This is a genomic window from Jiulongibacter sp. NS-SX5, assembly GCF_052828545.1.
Window position 1 is genome coordinate 1900241 of the sequence record NZ_CM128248.1, and the last position, 22226, is coordinate 1922466.

The following is a 22226-nucleotide window of genomic DNA, read 5'->3' on the forward strand; positions in this document are numbered from 1 at the left end:
CTTATTGCGGTAGCAATCTATACACCTCTCCCGGTCTTTCTACACCCACGTAGATATAACCATCAGGTGCCTGAAATACATTTCTCATTCGCCCGATATTAACCAGCTCTTTTCTTTGCTCAGCAATTCTATTGGTACGCATAACCAATCTATCGGCATAGTTGAAACGTAAAGAACCTACCAGAATATCACCACTCCAAGCTGGATATTTATCTGAGGTAACGTAGGTCATTCCACATGGGGCTATTGAAGGCAGATAATAAATCTGAGGCTGTACCATCCCTGCCTCTTCAGTTTTGCTGGTGAAAGTGGTACCGTCATAATTAATCCCGTATGAAATCACCGGCCATCCGAAGTTCTTTCCTTTCTCAATGATATTAACTTCGTCACCTCCTCTGGGCCCGTGCTCATGTTCCCAGATTTGGTCAACATCGGCCTTATAAATCAAACCTTGAGGATTTCTGTGCCCATAAGACCAAATACTGGTTACCGCATTCGGGGTATTCACAAACGGATTATCCTGCGGAATTCGTCCGTCGTCATAGATGCGGTGTATTTTCCCACAGCCATTGCTCAGCGATTGCGGGTTATCATCTCTTCTACCTCTATCGCCCACTGAGAAATACAGGAAATTCTCCTCATCAAAAGCCATTCTTCCCCCATAATGATGACGGGTAGGTAAGTAAGGCAAGGCTTCAAAAAGCTCTTCTTTTTGAACCAGTGTATTCCCTTCCAATTTGCCACGCACTAAAGCCGTAGTAGAAAGCATGTCCTTGCCTTCTCCTTTAGACTTGGCATAGGTCAGGTAAATCCAGCCATTTTCTTTATAATTTGGATGCAGAGCAATATCCATTAAACCTCCCTGACCCTCGGCCAGCACCTCTGGTACACCTGTTATCTTGATTTTGGACTGATCAGATTTCACTCGCCATAAATCACCTTCACGATCAGTTATCAAAAGATCACCATCAGGCAGTGAAGTCAGCCCCCAAGGGCTATCCACGCCATCAATAACTTTCTCAAGCTTCAGGATCATACCTTCAGAAACATAGGTGTCTGTTTTTTCTGTATCGTCAAAATCATACTGATTCACCGTACCCAGGCTATTGACAATCAAATCTGCCAGACCTTCTATCCCTTCTTCAGAAACAGTTCCTTTCCATGCAGGCATACCATTTTCTACCCAGCCATTGGTAATGCTCGCTATGATGGCATCCTTATCATTACCATGCTGCCATTTTCTATCCACAAAAGCCTCCACTTTTTCACCGTGGCAAGAAGAGCAGTATTGGGCATATGTTTTCTTTGCCTCAGCAAATTCACCCTGACCACTTTGAGGTGCGGAGTTCTGCATACAACTCCATAGAAACGCGAGGCCAGAAACGGCCATTAAAACCTTTTTCATAATACTATAGGTGCTTATTGATTAATTCTTAATCGAAATTACAGATAAAATTCTGAGCGAAAAACTTCAATACCCAAAGGGGCCAGCTGTGTAGATGAAACTATTCAAACAACTCGGGATTTCTTACAAAATGCTTGTACTGCTTAAACAAAATACCAGCATGTGAGGCATCCACTACTCTATGATCTAAGGCCGCCGCCAGCGTAATTACTGTCCTGATTTTCACTTCATCATTGATGACCAGAGGTTTCTTTTTGACTCCACCCATGATCAGAACAAACGAAATATTGGCCGCCGGAAACAAAGCAGGATAACCATTATCCAGACCCAAAGTGCCAATATTTGAGACGATATATGAACCAAAATTATTGGCCGAAAGGCCACCAAAGCTTAGCCCCCAGTCAATCAACATCTTTTTGATAAGCCAAAACGCCATTCCCCGTAAAGGCCAAGGAATAGCGGCTAACCTATCTTTCATCTGCATGGTATTATTCTCAGTGCCTTTTCTGGCCTCTACTATTTTCTGCTGCAGAAAGTTTACCAGAGAACTATAATTATGCTGATCTATGTCATCTACTTTTACCGAGCCCATTTCATTTGCTCTTAGAAGTACACTTACAGTGGCCGTCAGTTTATCGTGTTTTTTTACATTTCCACGTCTGATATAAGTATTGAGCTCCGGGAGTTTCTCTTTTATGGCTCTGGCCGTGGCCAAAGTGAAAAAATGGGTCAACGTTATCTTGAGGCCTTCTTTTCTTTTCTTAGCGATATAATCCTGTAGATCTGTAATATCTATTTCAACAGAACCTAGAATTTTAGAATCCTCAGGCTTTTTATAAAGTGTACTGGCAGTTTTACGCCAAGCATTATTCAGGTGATCGGGCATGAGTCAAATTTAATGCTTTCCTGAGACTTTCAATTTTAGTTGTAGAGTCCCCTTCAACTCATTCCCGCAACAAGAAAAAGTAATCGTCTGAAATCTGCACCCTCAATATTCCTTTTCTTATGCCTTGAGAAAGACCTAGAAATAGATGCATGCTTAGTACAAGATATCCCGTTTAGCCACGGCCAATTATGCAACCGATTGATACAAAAATTGGAAATATCAACTAACCGTTAAATAGGTTTAATCTACATTCTCGGCACTTACAGGGGGATTTGACGACTTTTTTGAAATTTATGTTTTGCAATCGGTTGCAAGCTTCTTAGCTTTATGCTCTTAATTCTTAAAATATTTCAAACTTAATTCAATCCTATATGTTAAAATTTATTCCTAAAATCAGGAAGAAACAACCAGGGCTTACGCAATGGGGAATGCTGCTTCTAGCATTTTTTGTAAGCCAGTTGACTTATGCACAGAATGTAGAAGTTAAGGGAAAAGTCATGTCTGGTTCAGAAGAGTTGATCGGTGTATCGGTGGTTGAAAAAGGAACTACTAATGGTACAATGACCGATGTAAACGGGAATTTTACTTTAAATGTAAATCCTTCTTCCACTTTATCTTTCAGTTACATAGGTTATGTAGCTAAAGATATAGAGGTCAATAATCAATCGATTATTAATGTGTCTTTGGAGCCCAATGATGCTTTACTAGATGAGGTGGTGGTCATTGGTTATGGTGTACAGAGACAAGAGTCTGTTACCGGATCAGTAGTTTCCATCAAAGGCGATGCCTTGAATCAGGTTCAGGCGGGTAATTTCCAACAGGCTTTGCAAGGTAGAGCTGCAGGTGTAAATATTACCACCACTAGCACCAGACCTGGTGCTGCTCCTACAATCAGAATCAGAGGTGTAAGATCTTTATCAGCCAATAATGACCCATTGATCGTATTAAATGGTATTCCATTCTCAGGAGGCCTTTCTGATATCAACGCTAATGACATTGCAAGTCTAGACATCCTTAAGGATGCCTCTGCTACTGCCATTTATGGTTCAAGAGGTGCAAACGGCGTAATTATCATTACCACAAAATCAGGTAAGGCTGGTCAAAAACCTAAGTTTAGTTACGACACTTACTACGCCACGAAGAATGTTTTCTCCAAGTACCCAATGATGACCGGCGATCAATTGACCCAACTACGTGCAGACGTAGCGGCTACAAACGGTGGCACTCCTCTTTTTGAGATTGGAGGTGGTGAGCAGCTTGGAACCAACACAGACTGGCAGGATCTTCTTTATGACTCTGGAATGCAGCTGGCTCATGACATCAGCGTACAAGGAGGTACAGAAAATGGGACTTATAATGTGGGCATAGGGTATTTCAACGAAACTTCAGTAGTACCTGGAGATGGCTTCAAAAGATTATCGCTTAGAACGCAGATAGATCAGAAAGTTGGTAAGCTATTCCGTTTTGGTTTAAACTCGTTGAATAACTTCAATACCACAAACAGCATTGTGGGTATTGGTGGAGCATTAGGAGCATCACCGCTTCTTAGTCCTTATAATGCCGATGGTTCGTTTATGGAGTCCGTTCGTCTGCAAACGGCCACAGATGACATGTGGGTTCCTACCAGAAATGAAATTGAGAGAATAGGCGAAGGCCGTGTAAATGAGCAATTAGACTTTGGTACTTATAATAACTTATATGGAGAAATCAGTGCTCCATGGGTAGAAGGCTTAAAGTATCGTCTGAATGTTGGTTTGAACTTCAGATCAGGAAGAGACGGAAACTTTACAGGACAAGGTGTTTTCAGTTATAACCCACTGAACAACTCAACATCAAGTTATGGTAGCTCTATCACAAAAGACTACGTTATTGAGAATCAACTGATTTACGATCACACGTTTGCAGATAAGCATACTCTTAATTTTATAGGACTATTCTCTGCTCAAAAGACCGAATTTGACAACATTGGCCTTAACGTTAGAAATGTTCCTAACGAACTGGCATTATGGTATAACCTGGATGCAGCACTGGCAGAAGACATTACCAGCTATGGTACCGGTTATTCTGTTACGGGATTGCTTTCTTACATGGGAAGGGTGATGTATCAGTATGATGACAAATACCTCATCACTGCCACTCTAAGATCAGACGGTTCCTCAAGACTAGCTCCGGGTAATAAATGGGTAACTTATCCTGCAGTCTCTGTAGGTTGGAATATTGGCAATGAGTCATTCTTAAGTGATGTTAATTTTATTAACCAATTAAAATTCAGAGCCGGTTACGGTCAAACTTCAAACCAGGCTGTGGCTCCATACTCTACCCAGGGTAGATTGGGCACCAGAAACTATAACTTTGGAAGCACTTTCGCCACGGGGTATTTCGTAAGTCAATTACCAAACCCGAACCTCGGATGGGAATTCTCAGAGACGTATAACTTCGGGATAGACTTTAGAATCCTGAATAACAGACTATCGGGTGCTTTGGAATATTATACGACTAACACCAATGATATTCTTTACGGCCTGTCATTGCCTTCTACCTCTGGTGTAGGAAGTGTTACTAGTAATATCGGTCAAACCCAGAACAAAGGATTTGAAATCACTCTGAACGGAACCATCATGGAGAGTGCCAGTGGCTTTAGATGGGATGCAGGCCTGAACCTTTACAGAAATAAAAATGAAATCATAGCCTTAGCAACAGGAGAAACTGAAAACGTAGGTCAATTATGGTTTGTCGGGTACCCGATCAATGTCATCTACGATAATGAATACCTGGGTCTATGGAATGAGTCAGACCCAGACTATCAATATCTACAGCAGTTTGAACCGGGTGGAAATGCCGGGATGATTAAAGTTAAGTATACAGGTGAATATAACTCAGACGGCTCTCCGGTAAGAGCAATAAACGCTGATGATCGAATCATCCAGGATCCCACTCCGACTTTCCTTGGTGGCTTTAATACCAATTTAGAATACAAGAATTTCGACCTCAATGTGGTAGGTACCTTCCAAGGTGGAGGAACATTAGTAAGTACCTTATACTCTGGAAACGGCTACCTAAACCTGCTAACAGGGAGAAGAAACAACGTGGTTGTAGACTATTGGACACCTGATAATACAGATGCACGTTATCCTGCACCAGGAGGTCTACAGAGTGGTGATAACCCTAAATATGCCAGCACGCTTGGATATTTTGACGGTTCATACCTGAAAATCAGAGCCTTAACGGCTGGCTATAATTTAAGCCAAGGTGTTCTTGACAAAATCCGTGTGGATAGACTTCGTCTTTACGCTACAGTGCAAAATCCTTTTGTTCTATTCTCACCTTATCATAGAGCATCAGGAATGGACCCTGAAACCAATTCAGGTGTAAACGGAAATGGCGACAGAGAGAATGTTGCTGTTAATACGAATAATATCTCAACTGGAATAGCCACAATTGGTACGAACGTACCTTCTACCCGCAATTTTATGGTAGGATTAAACGTCAGATTTTAATTAGTTAGAAATGAAGAATACAAGAATAAAAAGTTTAACTGTAGCCTTTCTTACGGCTATAATCTTAAGCGTAAGCTCCTGTTCAGATGATTTTCTGGAGGAGCAGCCAAGAGGAGTTTTCACACCTGAGTTTTTCACTACAGAGCTGGGTGTACAAGGGGGATTAACCTATCTCTATGAAAATATGCGATACATTTATGGCTTCGCTTATTTCCTCAATTTAGGCGAAACTGGTACTGATGAATATTGTGCCGCCCAAAGTGCCAATAACAATTTCTATGATCTGGATTTGGCCGGACGAGGAAACCTAAACTCACAGAGTGGTTTCTCAATTGGCAGACCGTGGGGCAATGCCTTCCCGGCGATCAATACTGCCAGTGGTATCATCGAAAACGCAGAAGCTGTAGGATTACAAAACTCTATCATTGCTGAGGCAAGGTTTTTTAGAGCGTTTAACTACTTCCTTTTGGTACAGACATATGGTGGTGTGCCTCTAGATCTAGGTTCGGGAGAGTTGAAATTCAATAACTCTGCTGTTAGAACATCTACCAGAAATACCGTAGCAGAAGTTTATACTAAGGGTATTTTCCCTGATTTAGAGCAAGCAGTGGCAGATTTACCTGAAAGCCCAAGACTAACGGGAACTGTTACTAAAAATGTAGCCCGACTATATTTGGCCAAAGCTTATCTTACATATGCATGGTGGTTAGAAAACCCAAATAACATCCCGACCTATCCGGAGACCACAAGAACAGACCCTAATGGAAATAATGCTTCTTATTATTTTCAGCAAGCCTATGATCTGGCCGTTGCAGGAATTGATAATCCTGGTCCGTATTCTTTACAGGAATACTACTACGATCTACATCTGGCCACAAATGACCGCAATAGCGAGATGATGCTTTATGCGGACAGAACAGAAGAAAGCCAGATTTATAATGGTGGTGCCAGCCTGGGCTGGACAGGACCGGGCGATGGCGGTGCTCCTAACACAGCTGTATGGATGGTCACTTCAAATTACACGACTATTAGTGTAGATGGAGTAGCCGCAGTACAGCGTGAAGCTGCACAAAGCTATGGTAGACCTTGGACCAGAATGGCTCCTTCAATAAATGTATTCACCGAGACTTTTGCAGACAAGCAACTGGACTCCCGTTATGACGGTACTTTTGTTTCATCCTACAGAGGGAACTGGGATAAAGGAGGAAATGATTCTCCTACTCTTACCGCAGCAAATGGTATGGAAATAGCTCCTGGTGATGCTGTCATTTCATTTCTGGATGAATATGACGCTGATGTAGACTACAGCGTAAACGGAGGGAATATCGGTGGAGGACAATTACCTGGTCGTTCTGACTATGTAATTAACCTTAATCAGATCAACAGAAGATTCTACCCTGGCTTATGGAAGTTAGGAACGTACAGAACAGATAACGGAGGTGGCCTTGGTTCACCTAACGGTGCTATCACTCGTCCTTTCCCAATTGCCAAATTCTCTGAATTCTATTTTGTGGCAGCAGAGGCGGCTGTTAAAGGAGCCTCAGGGGCATATTCTCCTCGCGAACTTATCAATGTCATTAGAGCAAGAGCTGGTAAATGGCGTTTTGATAACGGAGAACAAAAAGAGAGAATTGAAGATAACAGCGACGCAATGGTAGCTGCTACTCCGGCCGAAATAGATATCAACTATATTCTTGCAGAGCGTTCAAGAGAGTATTTTGGTGAAGGCAAAAGATGGTATGATTTGGTTCGTACTCAAAAATGGAATGAACTGGCTGGCTCTTATGAGATAGCAGGAAACGACGCCACAGACCATAGCCCGACTGTGACCACCAGAACTATTCTTCCACATCACTATCTGAGACCAATTCCTCAAAATCAATTGGATGCTTTGGATATGACTGAAGAGGAGAAAGCTGCTTATCAAAACCCCGGTTATTAAAAATAGATAGCATATTCTAATCAAAAGAAGGTTACTCTTATGGGTAACCTTCTTTCTCTATTTGTGGCTTAATATTAAAGTCCACATCATTTCGTGATCAACAGAAGATTTTACTTGTCTTAGTTTTCTACTCAGAAAAATGGAATTTCTAATTGAATTATTCAGGTTTTTAAAAGAAAGGAAAAAGTGGTGGTTAGTACCACTGATACTTGTTCTTCTTTTTATGGGTTTCATCATTACCCTGAGCAGTGGCTCCGCAATTGCCCCTTTTATTTACAGTATTTTCTAGATCTATCAGTCCTTTCTTAAAGAGCCAAAACTTCAATTACTTCCGCAACTTTTGAAGAGACCTACTTTTATTGAGATAATACTCCGCCCTCGTGGTGTCACTCAGATTTATGCTCATTTCAGCAGCCATATCATAGACTCTGTGTTGCTCCGGATATTCAAAAAGTAAGGTTTGGGCCACTTGAAGTGCTTTTTTGTACTCCTTTAAACCCTTATATCTATTAAAGGCTTCCCGCATCGTATTTTCCCAAGAATTAACTCCATTATACAGGTTTAAAACTTGATCATCTTCATAGGACGGATCTTTGGTGAAATAGACAAAAGCGTCGTTTCTATCCTTTTCAGAATCTAACGTATAGGGCCATGAATTTTTCAAAATACCAACAAGTAACTTTCCCTTTAAAGAGTCAATTTTGGTTATTGGTATTTGCTCGTACGCGTCCTCATGACTGACGTAGTTACTCCAATCTCCCACTAAGCCTTTCTCTTTAATTTTTTCATAAAAAGCATTAGCCATTGTAAAATAACCATCAATATTGGGGTGTACATGTTCCGTCAAAAGCTCATTACCAATTATCCCCTTTTCCTCAAAAATATCTGACATATTCAGAAGATGAATACCTGCTGACTTCGCTTCATTTTTAATCACCTCATTTAATTCCTGAGGAGCTCTAAAACGCAGATAATCCAGCTCCTTGGCTTGGTGAAGATACTTTCTGGCTGAATCTAAATCGGACTCCAAATAATACTTTCCCAGCAAATAGGAAGCCTTAGCATTTGTGCTTGCCAACCTTGTTAGCTCAGTGATTTGATTCTCTGAGTTGTCGCCTACATAACTCGAATCTAACTCCTCACTGATAAATGGCTCAATATCCTTTTCGTTTGAAACTAGTGTAGAAATAATCACAGGAATACCCTCCTGTTTGAATTGACTTAAAATCTCATGAAGGTTACTTTGAAACTGCTCAATCCCTTTATGATAAAGAACAGACCCTAATGGAATCTTATGTTTACTGGCCATTTCTTCCATAAAGGATGATTTGGGACTGCCGCCCTCCTTACGCCTATTTCTTGAAACCAACAGGGAGACGCAATTTTCCATCAATTGAAAAATCCTGTAATTTTTTAGCCGGAGATACATTCTTATCAACTCTGGCCTACTGCCTACGAAAACACTTGAGCCCACGCCTAAAGCACCGTAATATTCATTATGCCCGGCATAAATGATTACAAGGTCAGGTTTTTGCTCTATGATGGGCTTAGTGAAATCCCACAAGGTATATGAGTTTACTGCTGTAATTCCGGTATTGACTACCTCAATATTTTTATCAGGAAAAGTGAATGATAGCCTTTGCTTCAGCATTCTCGGAAAAGAACCACCTTTATAAAATGGATAACCCACTACAGTAGAAGCACCCATCACAAATACTCTAAACGTACTGTCGGTCTTTTCCTCCAGAAATAAGTCAGATTGATCATCTGATTTAAACTCCGAATCTTTAAAGTATTTTTTAGAAATAGCAGAGTTAAGAACTCTATACCTCTCCCCGTTTGCACCTTCTATGGAATTGAAAAAATTATAGTTAGTTCCGTTTCCAAAAAGCCTCAGTGCCACCTCCAGTAATAACAGTGCTACAAAAGGCAATATGACTGCCGTAAACTTAAAAATGTTCTCTTTCTTCAATGATCTGGTGGCTAATTTTCAATATTAAATTACAGTTTCAATTTACTCGTATTCTCTCTAATTACCATGAAATTATCCACCCCGCTTAAGCTGATAAAACGAGCTTTTGACCATATCATATTCTGCAAAAAAGTCTGAGAGAAATGAAGTACTATTCAGACTGGTATACTTGTTCCATTTTGAGTAGTAGCAAAGCCTATAGAGGCTTCCTTAAGATGCAGACAAAAACGTCATCATAAAACCCTAACTCATACATTATCATGCCATTATGGCACTACCTCTCATCAAAAACAACTTAAAAAGTGCCAAACTGTCCTATTTTTAACACTAGCACTCTTTTTGACATCCAATGAGTACATATCATTCAACGAAAAAAGCATTACAACATGAATCTGAATCAATATACCATGAAAGCTCAGGAGGTGATCCAGCAGGCTGTTCAGATTGCCCAAGGCAATCAGCAACAAGCTGTAGAAACGGGTCACTTGCTAAAAGCTTTACTAGAACAAGACCCAAATACTTCTTCATTTCTGTTTAAAAAGACGGGGGTGAATCAACAAACCTTAGTTGCTAAATTAGATGAAGTGGTAGGGTCCTACCCTAAAGTAAGTGGAAGTGGTCAACCATACCTAAGCAACGGGCTTTCGGGCGTTCTTTCTGATGCACAGCAAAAACTGAAGTCATTTGGAGACGAATATGTGAGTGTAGAAATTCTTTATTTGGCATTAGCCAATGCAAAGGATAAAGTAGGTCAGCTCCTGAACGAATCGGGACTGAAAGTGAAAAATGGAGAAGCAGCGATAAAAGAACTTAGAGGAAAAGATAATCCAGTGAAAGATCAAAACGCAGAAAATAAATATCAGGCCCTGTCTCGTTACAGTATCAATCTGAATGACCAGGCCAAAAATGGAAAGATAGATCCGGTTATCGGGCGGGACGAAGAAATCAGAAGAGTACTTCAGATTCTTTCCAGAAGAACCAAGAATAACCCTATTCTTTTGGGTGAACCAGGCGTAGGTAAAACTGCCATAGTAGAAGGCCTGGCTCAGCGAATAGTGCAGGGTGATGTACCTGAAAACCTACAATCCAAAACCTTGGTCTCTTTAGATATGGGTTTATTGGTGGCCGGAGCAAAATACAAAGGAGAGTTTGAAGAACGCTTAAAGGCTGTTATCAAAGAGGTAACCGATTCTGAAGGAGAAATCATTCTCTTCATTGATGAAATACATACCCTAATTGGTGCTGGCGGGGGCGAAGGAGCCATGGATGCCGCAAATCTCCTGAAGCCGGCACTGGCCAGAGGTGAGCTACATGCTATTGGTGCTACTACCTTGAAAGAATACCAAAAGTATATCGAGAAAGACAAAGCTCTGGAGCGTAGATTCCAATCTGTGATTGTAGATGAGCCTGATGTGGCTGATGCTATTTCGATCCTCAGAGGGATCAAAGAAAAGTATGAGGTGCACCACGGTGTGAGAATTCAGGATGATGCTGTTATCTCTGCCGTTGAACTTTCAACCAGATATATTTCAGACCGTTTTTTGCCAGACAAAGCCATTGACCTGATGGACGAAGCGGCTTCAAAACTTCGTTTAGAAATGGACTCTATGCCAGAGGAAATGGATGAGCTCAGAAGAAGAATCATGCAGCTGGAAATTGAGCGAGAGGCTATCAGACGTGAAAAAGACAAAGAAAAAGAGTCTATTCTGAACAAAGAACTGGCCGACCTCAATGAGAAGTTTAACACCTACAAAGCTCAATGGGAAAACGAGAAAGGTAAGGTAGACGAGATACGTCAGTTGAAAGAAAAGATTGACCACTTGAAGTTTGAAGCTGAGCAAGCAGAGCGGGCTGCCGACTTAGGCAAAGTAGCCGAAATTCGTTACGGCAAAATTCCTGAAGCAGAAAGCCGCCTCAAAGAGCTTTCTCAGAAAGTAGAACAAACTACCCCAGGAGAGCAACAGCTTATCAATGAAGAAGTAACAGCTGAAGATATTGCCGAAGTAGTGGCCAAATGGACTGGTATACCGGTTTCAAAAATGCTGCAAAGCGAACGTGAGAAACTGTTACATCTGGAAGCCGAACTGCAAAAACGTGTAGCAGGTCAGGGTGAGGCCATTGAGCTAGTGGCAGATGCGGTGAGAAGATCACGAGCAGGTATGCAGGACCCCAAAAAACCAATAGGTAGTTTCCTATTCCTTGGCACCACGGGTGTTGGCAAAACGGAACTGGCGAAAACGCTGGCTCAATACCTTTTCAATGACGACTCTGCCATGGTGAGAATAGACATGTCTGAGTATCAGGAAAGGCATGCAGTAAGCCGTCTGGTAGGAGCTCCTCCGGGATATGTAGGCTACGATGAAGGTGGTCAACTGACTGAGGCTGTGCGTAGAAAACCATATTCAGTCATTCTCCTGGACGAAATAGAAAAAGCACATCCGGATGTCTGGAATACCCTTCTTCAGGTTTTAGATGATGGTAGATTAACAGACAATAAAGGTCGGGTGGCAAACTTCAAAAACACGATCATCATCATGACTTCAAATATTGGGTCGCACCTGATTCAGGAAAAATATTTGGAAACAAAAGGTGACGAAAATGCCTGGGCTACGTATTATAAACAGGAAGCCAAGGATAGTGTGATGGAGTTGCTCAAAAAATCGGTGAGACCTGAGTTTTTGAACAGAATTGACGAAATCGTACTGTTTGATCCTTTGAGCAAGTCAAACATTCGTCAGATTGTAGAAATACAATTTGAGCAGATTAAAAACCGACTTGCAGAGCAAGGTATCACCATAGATGCCACGGACGAGGTGCTGGACAAACTTGGAGAAGAAGGTTATGATCCTGTTTTCGGGGCCAGACCTCTGAAGAGAGTCATTCAGCGATTGGTGTTGAATGAACTTTCGAAGAAAATTCTAGGTGGAGAGATCAATAAAGAAGCTGTGATAGCAATGGATCTCACACCTGACGGTAGTATCACATTTGAGAATGTTTTACATGCCGAAGTAGTATAGAGTAAAGTTTTCATTATGGTTAGGTAAATGAACTATAATAGGTTAGGGTTGAATAATGAAAGGCCGTCCTCTTTGAGGGCGGTCTTTTTTTGCGATAAAAAGTACCTTCGCCTTTTCGTTCCTTTGACTCTACTCTTGCCTTGCCACTAAGAAGCTAAGACACCAAGAAGCACAAGGCCATTCTACGGCAAACACCTCCGTGAAACTTTGAGACTTCATGCCTTAGTGGCTATTCCTGTCTTGCCAAGAAGACGCTAAGACACCAAGAATCACGAAGTACTTCAACGATAAATCTTCGTGCAACTTCGTGTCTTAGTGGCTAATACTGCTCTTACCTCCATGACGCTAAGACACCAAGAATCACAAAACAATTCTACAATAAACACCTTCGTGAAACTTGGAGTCTTCGTGCCTTAGTGGCTATTCCTATTCTTATCATTAAGACCATTAGACACCAAGAATCACTAAGCAATTCTACGACAAATGCCTTCTTGAAACTTTGAGACTTCGTGCCTTGGTGGCAAAAACAATTTTCTCCTTACCTTCATACCACAATTCAACCAAACCCAATGAAAAAAACATTCGCCCTTCTTGCAATACTGTTTATAGTACATCAATCCAATGCCCAGGACTGGCAAAAAGTGGAAACAAAAAACGAAAGTATCCATCGAAGTGAAAACAGTATGGTGGCTATTGGTAGCAAACTCTACCTATTTGGTGGAAGAGGTATAAAACCATTGGAGGTCTATGACACCAATACAAAAACCTGGGAAAAGCGAGGCGAAACTCCACTAGAAATTCATCATTTCCAAGCCGTAGTTTATGATGGTGAAATCTATGTTTTAGGTGCATTAACAGGCCCTTTCCCACATGAAACACCAATCCCCAATATCCTGATTTACAATCCTGAAAATGATGAATGGCGAGAAGGCCCTGAGATTCCTCGAAAAAGAGGATCAGCAGGATGCTTCGTTTATAATGACAAAATTTATATGGTCTGCGGCATCATTGACGGCCACTGGGATGGGCACGTCTCATGGTTTGATGAGTTTGACCCCAAAACCGGAGAGTGGAGAGTTCTCACAGACGCACCCAGACCAAGAGATCACATCAACGTAGTTATGATAGATGATCAGCTTGTAGTGGCAGCAGGCAGAAATTCCACGCATAAAACTAACCATGTTTTTGACCTTGTGATCGCCGAAACTGACGTGTATGACTTTGCCGACGGCCAATGGAAAACAGCAGATGAAAACATCCCAACCACCAGAGCAGGAATTGCCTCGGCCGAATACAGAGGTAAAGCACTGTTTATCGGTGGAGAAGGACCTCACCATCTGGAGGCTCATGATGAAGTAGAAGCTTTTGATCCTGATACGATGAGCTGGGAAAAATTACCTTCTCTTAACCAAGGCAGACATGGTACTTCAGCCGCCAAGGTGGGCAATAAAATCTATATCTCGTCTGGTGTAGCACAGCGTGGTGGGCAGCCCGAGTTAAATTCTGTAGAAAGTCTGGAATAATGCAACTACTATTCTGAAAGCTCTGCTCAGAAAGCTGTTGATAACTAAATTTGAACTATTTAGCCTCCCTCATTAATTTCGGGGTTTACTAACCTATTTTGAAGTTGATTTTATGCAATCGGCTTCATTAAATACCCGATAATGAAGGTATCGACCGCAGAACCTTTTCAGATCATTTATTCGCTGTTTCAGCACCAATATCTCGGCTATTTGTTTGAGTCTTTTGTGGTTCAGCTAAACCCAAAAGGAGAACTGACCTATGCCAATCAGAATGTCTCTTCCATGAACATCAAAGAATTCTCAAAAGGGATTGATGATGTAGACATAGAATTGGTCAAGTTGATGGATGCTATTCAGCAAGACTCCATCTTAAAAAAATTCAATCCCAAAAAGCTAAAGCCTTTTGATTATTTCACAAAGGTCTATGGCAAAGTAAAGCCGGATTTGGCTCTGCAAGCGGCCATTGAAGAATATTTGAATAAATACAGGGCAGCCATTTTGCCAAAACTTATAGGTAAGCGATTCTTCATCATGTCTAACGACGGTATCCCCACCGGACAGGAAGTTGGCGTTATGGATGAACCTGCTAAGGTGTACCTCAATTTTGACCGAAAGGAAGATCACACTATCTATTTCCCTGTCATCAAATGCAAGGGTGAGAAAGTGAAACTCCAGCACGTAGGTGCTCAAATTCTATGCGACTCGCCAGCCTTCTTATTAAGTGAAAACCGGCTCTACCATTTCGATAGTTATGTAGACGCCAAAAAGCTTAAGCCTTTTCTGGATAAGAATAACATTCGTATCGATCGTAAGATTGAGAAAACATATTTCAGAAAGTTTGTAGGGCCACTGGTGGCTCAGTTTAATGTATTTGGCCACGGCCAGGGCTTTGACATTGTAGAAGAACAAGCCACTGCCAAGCCGATTCTATTGCTCACAGAAAGTGGTGGTAAAATCTCTGCTGATCTATTTTCAGAAAGTGATAAATCTGAAGAAAGGGCAGCCAAAATAGCCTTTGACCTCAGCTTTAAATACGGAGAAAAAACGTTTCGCTTTGACAGCTTCGCGGCCAATTCTTATGTGAACGTAGAGGAGAAGGAAAATGGATGGGTATTTCATAAGATCTTGCGTGATCTGGCATATGAGAAAAAGATCATTGATACCATCAAAAGCCTGGGGCAAAACCTTGTTCACGGACGTAAATCACTCAAGAAAGCTGAAGCTTTTAGTTGGCTCCAAAATAACGCTGACCAACTCGCCAAGGCTGGAATTGAGGTAAAACAAGCGGCTGATGCCAAAAAGGAATATTTCTTAGGAGTCTCCTCAATTGAAGTCAATATTGTTGAAAATAATGACTGGTTTGACATCAAAACCAAAGTTCGTTTCGGCGACTTTGAATTGCCAATTCTTAAACTCAGAGAGCTGGTTTTAGCCAATATTCGCGAGTTTAGATTGCCTGATGGCAAAATCGCCGTTATTCCGGAAGAATGGTTCGTTCGCTACCATGAGCTATTTACACTTTCTGATCTTGGCGATGATGAAGAGCTGATTTTGAAGAAACACCACCTGCCTATGGTGCAAAACCTGGGCGAGGATGGTCTGGCAAATACGGTGATCGGCAGGAAACTGCAAAACCTTCAAAACTTTGAAGAAATAAAGGCCTACGAGGTTCCGAATGAGTTTAAAGGTGAGCTGAGACCTTACCAAAAGGCGGGTTATGACTGGCTACGATTCCTAAGGGATTTCAATATGGGAGGCTGCCTGGCAGATGATATGGGTCTGGGTAAAACGGTAATGACATTGGCATTTTTGCAGTCGCTAAAGTCTGAAGGAGTGCAACACCCTACCCTTCTGGTAATGCCAACTTCTTTACTTTACAACTGGCAGAAAGAAGCAGAACGCTTCACACCTGAACTGAAAGTTCTAGTGCATGCGGGTTCGTTCCGAAATAAGTCAACTGAGCACTTTGATGATTATGACCTGATATTGACCTCCTATGGGGTTTTACGTTTAGACATACCGTTCATTGAGAATTTTAGATTTGAGTACATCATTTTAGATGAAAGTCAGGCTATCAAAAACCCTGCTTCCAATATCTCAAAAGCGGTGCGTGTGCTGAACAGTAAAAACCGATTGATCCTTACGGGTACTCCACTTGAAAATAATACCATGGACCTGTGGAGCCAGATGACTTTCGTTAACCCAGGTTTATTGGGTTCGCAAGCTTACTTTAAGGACAAATACCAGCAACCGATAGAGAAAAAGCAGGATGAAGCGGCCACAAAAAGACTCTATAGCAAGATTAAGCCGTTTATGCTTCGCCGCCATAAATCTCAGGTCGCTACTGAGTTACCAGAGAAAATTGACAGTATTCAGTACTGCGACATGTCTGAGGAACAGGAAAAAGTATACGAAGAAACCAAGGCGTATTACCGAAACCTGATTTTGGATCATATAGAGCAGCAGGGCATCAATAAGTCGCAATTGGTAGTACTTCAAGGCTTAACCAAACTTCGTCAAATTGCCAATAATCCATTAATGGTAGATGAAGAATTTGAAGGCGAAAGCGGCAAGGATTCTGATGTGATTCACAAGCTTATGAGTGTGATAGATGGCGGTAGCAAAGTATTGGTGTTTAGCCAGTTCGTAAAACATCTAAGTATTATCAAAGCTCACCTTAAGAAAAATAAAATTCCATACTCATATCTGGATGGTGGTACCAAAGACCGCAAAAAAGAAGTCGATGAATTTCAGAATAATCCGGAAATTAAAGTATTCCTGATTTCACTTAAAGCTGGTGGTGTTGGTCTTAATCTAACAGCTGCTGAATATGTATTCTTGCTTGACCCCTGGTGGAACCCAGCCATAGAAGCTCAGGCGGTAGACAGAGCCCATAGAATTGGTCAGAAAAATACCGTATTTACGTATAAGTTTATCAGCAGAAACACGGTGGAAGAGAAGATTTTGACCCTGCAAAGAGCCAAAAGAAAACTGTTCAATGAATTGATTACCACAGAAGAAACCTTCTCAAAGTCATTGGCACAGGAGGACATCTTAAGCCTATTGGAATAGAAGTTTTAGTTCTCTGAATACAGCCCTTATAAAAGGCATAGGACTTACTGAGGTAATAACGCCTAGGTCATCTAAGAGGCTTGACTCGCCATCTAGAAACCTAAAGACTCGGTCAAGTGGATTGTTTCGGTATATCTGAGCAAAAAACTTGGGGCCGATAGTATTTTCATACCGTAAGACATTAAGCATCAGACGATCATAGAAATAATACTTTGGCTTAAATAATCCTTGCTCAGGCTTCTGACCATTCTTGATGTTAGATACCAACTGGCGACTTAACTTTCCCGCATTTCGAAATGAATAGCCCGTAGACGCTCTCACCCAGCCTCCCCCGGTTCCGATTTTAGTTATTCGGTTTGTGTGATAGTGATGGAAAGGAAAGCTACTCATGGGTATCACGCCTTGTTCTTCCTCCGTAATTGAATAATCTGCTTTGATATAAGCCTTTACATATTCCGCAATGAATCTTTCGTACACTTCTGTTTCTACCATCTCATTGGTAAAAAAAGTATACTCCAATAAAGCCTCTGACTCACTAATCGGCAAAATATACATGAAGGTAGTCTGACCCAGATAGGTCAAACGATAGTCCATCATCACAAACTCCTCAAGATTGAAAACAGCCCGATCAAACTTTAAAATCTGACCCTTAAAATGCTGCAAAACATAGTGATATCCACTAGGCTGAGAACTAAATTCTTGAGGAACTCGACTATCAAAACAGTGGCTCACTTGATACTCTCCTTGCTCGGTGGAAATGGTTACACTACCCTTTTTCTCCTCAAGTGATAAAACCTTCTTTTTATACCAATGAAAATTTGATTTAGGCTCGAGCTGCCTTTTCGCAAAGCGATAAAAATCAATACTTCGCAGCATTTTGTATTGATATGGAGCAGCACTTAGTTTGGTTTCTCCATGTTGGTCCGCAAAAACGGTTTGTCCCCATTGCTGATGAATGATTCCATCAAATTGCCCTGCACCTTTCTCCCAAAAACACCAGGTTTTATCATTTTGAGATTTATCGTCCGGATCAAGAATCAGTATGGTCTTACTCTCAAAAAAAGCATCGTCTGCCATAGCCAAAGCAAGCTGCAACCCTGCAGCACCTGCTCCAATAATGGCGTAGTCGAAACTTTCTGTCATAGATTCTTAACTCTCAAACATATCTGCCAAGCCTCCTAAAACAGAGCCGCCTTCTTTATTGACATTGCCGCCGGCAGGTGATAGCCTTCTGATCAACTTAGAAATTGGTAAGGACTGAATCCATACTTTGCCAGTACCCGAAAGTGTGGCCAGAAACATGCCCTCTCCACCAAAAACCATGGAACGAAGACCTCCACTAGCCTGAATATCGAAATTTAGCTGAGGCTCAAAACCTACCACACAACCCGTATCAATCCTCAAAGTCTCGTTATTCAGAGTCTTTTCCATCACCACGCCACCGGAGTGAATAAAGGCCATACCGTCACCCTGGATACGCTGAAGAATGAAGCCTTCTCCACCAAAAAGTCCTGCACCGAATCGCTTATTCAAATGAATTGAAATCTGAGTACCCATGGCGGCACATAGAAAAGCATCTTTCTGAACAATCAATGTGTTTTGATTGATCTCTGAAAGATCTACTGGTCTGATGGTACCCGGGTATGGTGCTGCAAAGGACACTTTCTTTTTCCCAACGCCTCTATTGGTAAAATGCGTCATAAACAGCGACTCTCCCATTAAAACACGGCTTCCAGCCTGAAATATCTTACCGAGAACAGACTTATTGGCTTGGCTACCGTCACCCATGCGGGTTTCGAAAACAATGCCGTCTTCCATGTATAACATGCTGCCGGCCTCAGCTACTACGGTCTCATTGGGGTCTAATTCTACTTCTACTACCTGAATGTCCTCTCCAAGTATTTTGTAATCAATTTCATGGCTTCTCATAATGCATATTTGTTTTAGTCTAACTTATTTCTTTTTCTTTGGCTTGGCCATCTGCTTCTCCAGATCAATATCCCGTAGCTTTTTATCGTCTACATTCTTATTCAAAAACTGGTTAATCTTCTCAATATCATAGCTCATCTGAATCTCACCGAACGTATTGATTTTGATGTCAAAACCGTCCAGATCTTTATGCACTTTTGGCTTTTCTTCGATCTCTTCCTTCTTCTTACTCATAGTCTTGATAATTAAGATAAATGCGAGTAGCACCTACCGTGGTGAAACAAATTTACGTACAGAATCTACGGATGCTTTGCAATTTTTGACCAATCGTAAAAAGTCCTTTTCAAAGGTCAAAAACGAGGATAAACATCCATTTGCCAGCATAACAAGGTTATTGTTCGAGAGTTCCTGACAAATGGATAAAAATAAGCAATTGTGTTATTCGATTTCAAAATTTTAATTTAGTTCTGAGCCCAGTTGGATAGACTATAAGAGCTTGGGTTCAAAAGGAAATTATAACAAAAGTTATCTAATTAGATAACTTTTAATACCTTTGTATTATCTAAATCCACTTAAATGAATGAAAAGTCGATTAGGGAAATCCTTTTCTTTGAAGAACATTTTCTGAACTTCTACAATAATTTAAGACCGCAAGTCAAAAAAAAATTCAACTGGACTTTACAGTTAATTTCAACAGTAGAACGAATACCTGAAAAATATTTTAAGCATTTAACAGGAACAGATGGGCTTTATGAAATTCGCGTAGAAGTAGGTTCAAACATTTTTAGAGTTTTTAGCTTTTTTGATAAAGGACAACTCATCATACTTGTAAACGGCTTTCAAAAGAAATCGCAAAAGACTCCGAAGAAAGAGATTCAACTGGCCTTAAAACTTAAAAAACAATATTTCGATGGAAAAGACTAAGAACAAATTAACCTCCTTCTCAGACCATTTAAACCAAGAGTATGGCATAAGAGGAACTGAAAAACGCGAAGAATATGAGCAAGAATTTGAAGCATTTAAACTCGGTGTAATGCTTCAGGAGCTTCGCAAAAAAAAGGGTATGACTCAAGAAGAACTCGCTCTAAAATGCGGAACAACAAAAACCTATATTTCAAGAATTGAGAATAATGCCTCTGATATACGACTATCAACGCTCATGAGAATAATTAGAGAAGGTTTGGGTGGACAGCTGAATATCAATGTTAGTTTCTAAAAAATGGCTATCTGCCAATTCATAAAAAGAAAAACCTCGCTTTCCCCCTTGATTCAAATCTCACTCAAGAGTTAAAATAAACTTAGCGATTTCTTCCACCAATTCAGGATGGATAGGTAAATCTGGATTAGAATAGGTGGCCAGATTGGCTGTACGCTCCTCACCCACTTCTTTAAAGATGTGATTCATATGCTCAATGATGCTCAATCTTGAATCAGGCTTAGCTTTATGCAATAACTCAGCATTCTCCACAGAAACTTGTATATCAGTGGTTCCCTGAACAATCAAAACCGGCACCTCAAGTTGAGCTATTTCTCTAACGGGATCATACTTCATCCATGAGATCAAATAAGGCTGTACAGAAGGCCTGAAGACCGACAAAAGCGGAAAAGACACTTGCTCTACAGTTTTACCCGCTTTCAAACTGTCTAATACCACACGAGATTCTTTAGCAAACTGCTCGGCAAATTTGATTGCAACTGCTCTTGAAGAATAACATCAATGGCCTTTCCAGCTCCAGCCAATGAAACAAATCCATCTACCTTTGATTCTGCTGCAGACAACATTCCGATCAATGAACCTTCACTATGCCCCAGAATATAGATATGCTCATAACCTTCTTCCCGGTAATGCTGAATGATACGATTGACATCCTCCACAAAATCCTCAAACCGAAGTTCAGACTCCTTCAAATCTGTCATCTTACTTTTGCCGATACCTCTTTTATCAAAACGTACCGAGGCAATTCCCCTTTCCATTAAGCCTTCTGCCAGATACCGAAGGCTGTTATTCTTCATCATCGGATTATTTCCATTGAGATCTGTCAATGGCCAGCGGACTTTTCTCCTTCGTATTCGCCTTCATCAACACAGTATGCAGATTCACCTCGCCGGAGGAAACGAAAATGGTGTCTGTTAGCTGGGCGAAGCATGCGGTAGAGAAAAATAAACTAGCAATAAGAAGCTTAACGATGTTCTTCATGACATGAATTTAACGAAAATTAGTGCTTAAGACCCATCCCCTATAGTTTTGAGACTTCCTATTAACAATTAATTGAAACTGGGCTTATCGAAGTATTTGGATATTTTAGAATTAAGGTAAAATAACATCCCAATAGATTATGTTAAGTGGTTGATCTACATTCTTGTAAATATTGATTTTAGAAATTTTATGGCTTTTAAAAACAGGATAGATGCATCGTTTCAATGAATTAGTATTGAGAAGTACATTATTTACTTTAGACTCTTTGAAAGAAGTTGAAAATAATGTTATTGAGTTATTACAAACAAGAGGTTCGACAGTCCTTGTGAAGAATCTGCAAATGATTCAATTGCAAAAAGCAATCACTGCAATTGGAATGTTTTCCTTATTTGAATCTATATTACAAGATGGCTTAGATTGTAAAAACGGCTTTCAAGAAGCGAAAAACATAATGAAAGAATCTGGGAATGAAGACCTAAATGTTCGCTTTGAGGATTTTATCTGTGCCATTAACGTTCTTAAACATGGGAAAGGAAGAAGTTATGATACGTTGGTTGCTAAATCTAGTCTTTTACCATTTAAAATTAGAATGCCAAGAGAAGGCTATTTTGAAGAAGGTGACGTTTCAGAAATATCAACACTAATTGAGGTGAACGATGATTTTGTACTTGATTGTGCAAGGTTAATTGAAGAGGTATCAGAAGAAATAAGAAACTTAAGACCAGACTATTACATGTAACCTGTTACTAAACTTTAACAAGAATGAATAACACCATTTAACAAATA

General features: G+C 40.7%; 18 protein-coding genes. 9 read left to right on the top strand and 9 right to left on the bottom strand.

Annotated elements, in window-relative coordinates; genetic code table 11:
• Position 1 precedes the first annotated feature (1 nt).
• Both ACUXV0_RS08390 and ACUXV0_RS08395 read right to left on the bottom strand, forming a co-directional pair.
• Positions 2-1405, bottom strand: a complete 1404-nt coding sequence (locus ACUXV0_RS08390; protein ID WP_446192634.1) for a PQQ-dependent sugar dehydrogenase — start codon at positions 1403-1405, stop codon at positions 2-4.
• Between the two features lie 100 nt (positions 1406-1505).
• A complete protein-coding gene (locus ACUXV0_RS08395; protein WP_446192635.1) occupies positions 1506-2291 on the bottom strand; it encodes a 2-oxo acid dehydrogenase subunit E2 in 786 nt (261 codons plus the stop codon).
• A 371-nt stretch (positions 2292-2662) separates the two neighbouring features.
• Between ACUXV0_RS08395 and ACUXV0_RS08400 the strand changes: the two genes are divergently transcribed.
• The 3 genes from ACUXV0_RS08400 (at position 2663) to ACUXV0_RS08410 (ending at position 8019) form a co-directional block, all read left to right on the top strand.
• Positions 2663-5788 (top strand): SusC/RagA family TonB-linked outer membrane protein, encoded by a 3126-nt coding sequence (locus ACUXV0_RS08400; protein WP_446192636.1) that lies wholly within the window; start codon positions 2663-2665, stop codon positions 5786-5788.
• A 10-nt stretch (positions 5789-5798) separates the two neighbouring features.
• On the top strand, positions 5799-7730 hold the full coding sequence (locus ACUXV0_RS08405) for a RagB/SusD family nutrient uptake outer membrane protein (protein WP_446192637.1): 1932 nt from the start codon (positions 5799-5801) through the stop codon (positions 7728-7730).
• Between the two features lie 139 nt (positions 7731-7869).
• Entirely contained in the window at positions 7870-8019 is a 150-nt protein-coding gene (locus tag ACUXV0_RS08410) for a DUF5989 family protein (protein WP_446192638.1), read from the top strand.
• Between the two features lie 36 nt (positions 8020-8055).
• Here the strand turns inward: ACUXV0_RS08410 and ACUXV0_RS08415 are convergent, their stop codons facing one another.
• Positions 8056-9702 carry an SGNH/GDSL hydrolase family protein gene (locus tag ACUXV0_RS08415; protein ID WP_446192639.1) on the bottom strand — a complete coding sequence of 549 codons (1647 nt, stop codon included), beginning with the start codon at positions 9700-9702 and terminating at the stop codon, positions 8056-8058.
• Between the two features lie 386 nt (positions 9703-10088).
• On the opposite strand from ACUXV0_RS08415, the gene clpB reads away from it, so the two are divergent.
• The 3 genes from clpB (at position 10089) to ACUXV0_RS08430 (ending at position 17314) form a co-directional block, all read left to right on the top strand.
• Positions 10089-12719: an ATP-dependent chaperone ClpB gene (gene clpB / locus ACUXV0_RS08420; RefSeq protein ID WP_446192640.1), complete on the top strand. Its 2631-nt coding sequence runs from the start codon at positions 10089-10091 to the stop codon at positions 12717-12719.
• A gap of 569 nt (positions 12720-13288) precedes the next feature.
• The gene (locus ACUXV0_RS08425) at positions 13289-14242 is read left to right on the top strand and encodes a Kelch repeat-containing protein (protein WP_446192641.1); all 954 of its coding nucleotides are present in this window, start codon (positions 13289-13291) and stop codon (positions 14240-14242) included.
• 141 nt (positions 14243-14383) lie between these two features.
• On the top strand, positions 14384-17314 hold the full coding sequence (locus ACUXV0_RS08430) for an SNF2-related protein (protein ID WP_446192642.1): 2931 nt from the start codon (positions 14384-14386) through the stop codon (positions 17312-17314).
• On the opposite strand, the gene ACUXV0_RS08435 is transcribed toward ACUXV0_RS08430, so the two are convergent.
• The 3 genes from ACUXV0_RS08435 to ACUXV0_RS08445 are packed head-to-tail and all read right to left on the bottom strand — an operon-like array spanning position 17303 to position 19477.
• Positions 17303-18457, bottom strand: a complete 1155-nt coding sequence (locus ACUXV0_RS08435; protein ID WP_446192643.1) for a lycopene cyclase family protein — start codon at positions 18455-18457, stop codon at positions 17303-17305. The two genes, ACUXV0_RS08430 and ACUXV0_RS08435, sit on opposite strands and share 12 nt — an antisense overlap.
• 6 nt (positions 18458-18463) lie before the next feature.
• The gene (locus ACUXV0_RS08440) at positions 18464-19243 is read right to left on the bottom strand and encodes a TIGR00266 family protein (RefSeq protein ID WP_446192644.1); all 780 of its coding nucleotides are present in this window, start codon (positions 19241-19243) and stop codon (positions 18464-18466) included.
• A gap of 24 nt (positions 19244-19267) precedes the next feature.
• Positions 19268-19477, bottom strand: coding sequence for a hypothetical protein (locus tag ACUXV0_RS08445; RefSeq protein WP_446192645.1), 210 nt, complete (start codon positions 19475-19477; stop codon positions 19268-19270).
• Positions 19478-19819: 342 nt separating this feature from the next.
• On the opposite strand from ACUXV0_RS08445, the gene ACUXV0_RS08450 reads away from it, so the two are divergent.
• Positions 19820-20167 carry a type II toxin-antitoxin system RelE/ParE family toxin gene (locus tag ACUXV0_RS08450; protein WP_446192646.1) on the top strand — a complete coding sequence of 116 codons (348 nt, stop codon included), beginning with the start codon at positions 19820-19822 and terminating at the stop codon, positions 20165-20167.
• Positions 20154-20459, top strand: coding sequence for a helix-turn-helix domain-containing protein (locus tag ACUXV0_RS08455; RefSeq protein WP_446192647.1), 306 nt, complete (start codon positions 20154-20156; stop codon positions 20457-20459). The genes ACUXV0_RS08450 and ACUXV0_RS08455 overlap by 14 nt, the downstream gene beginning before the upstream one ends.
• Before the next feature lie 60 nt (positions 20460-20519).
• Here ACUXV0_RS08455 and ACUXV0_RS08460 read toward each other — a convergent pair whose 3' ends face one another.
• Genes ACUXV0_RS08460 through ACUXV0_RS08470 form a run of 3 tightly spaced genes read right to left on the bottom strand, consistent with a single transcriptional unit; the run spans position 20520 to position 21440 of the window.
• Positions 20520-20897, bottom strand: a complete 378-nt coding sequence (locus ACUXV0_RS08460) for an alpha/beta hydrolase family protein (RefSeq protein WP_446192648.1) — start codon at positions 20895-20897, stop codon at positions 20520-20522.
• Complete coding sequence (locus tag ACUXV0_RS08465; RefSeq protein WP_446192649.1) at positions 20888-21286, bottom strand: alpha/beta hydrolase; 399 nt, start codon at positions 21284-21286, stop codon at positions 20888-20890. The genes ACUXV0_RS08460 and ACUXV0_RS08465 overlap by 10 nt, the downstream gene beginning before the upstream one ends.
• On the bottom strand, positions 21264-21440 hold the full coding sequence (locus tag ACUXV0_RS08470) for a hypothetical protein (RefSeq protein ID WP_446192650.1): 177 nt from the start codon (positions 21438-21440) through the stop codon (positions 21264-21266). The genes ACUXV0_RS08465 and ACUXV0_RS08470 overlap by 23 nt, the downstream gene beginning before the upstream one ends.
• A 211-nt stretch (positions 21441-21651) precedes the next feature.
• Here ACUXV0_RS08470 and ACUXV0_RS08475 point away from each other — a divergent pair, with 211 nt between their 5' ends.
• The gene (locus tag ACUXV0_RS08475; RefSeq protein WP_446192651.1) at positions 21652-22179 is read left to right on the top strand and encodes a hypothetical protein; all 528 of its coding nucleotides are present in this window, start codon (positions 21652-21654) and stop codon (positions 22177-22179) included.
• The last annotated feature ends 47 nt before the right edge of the window (positions 22180-22226 follow it).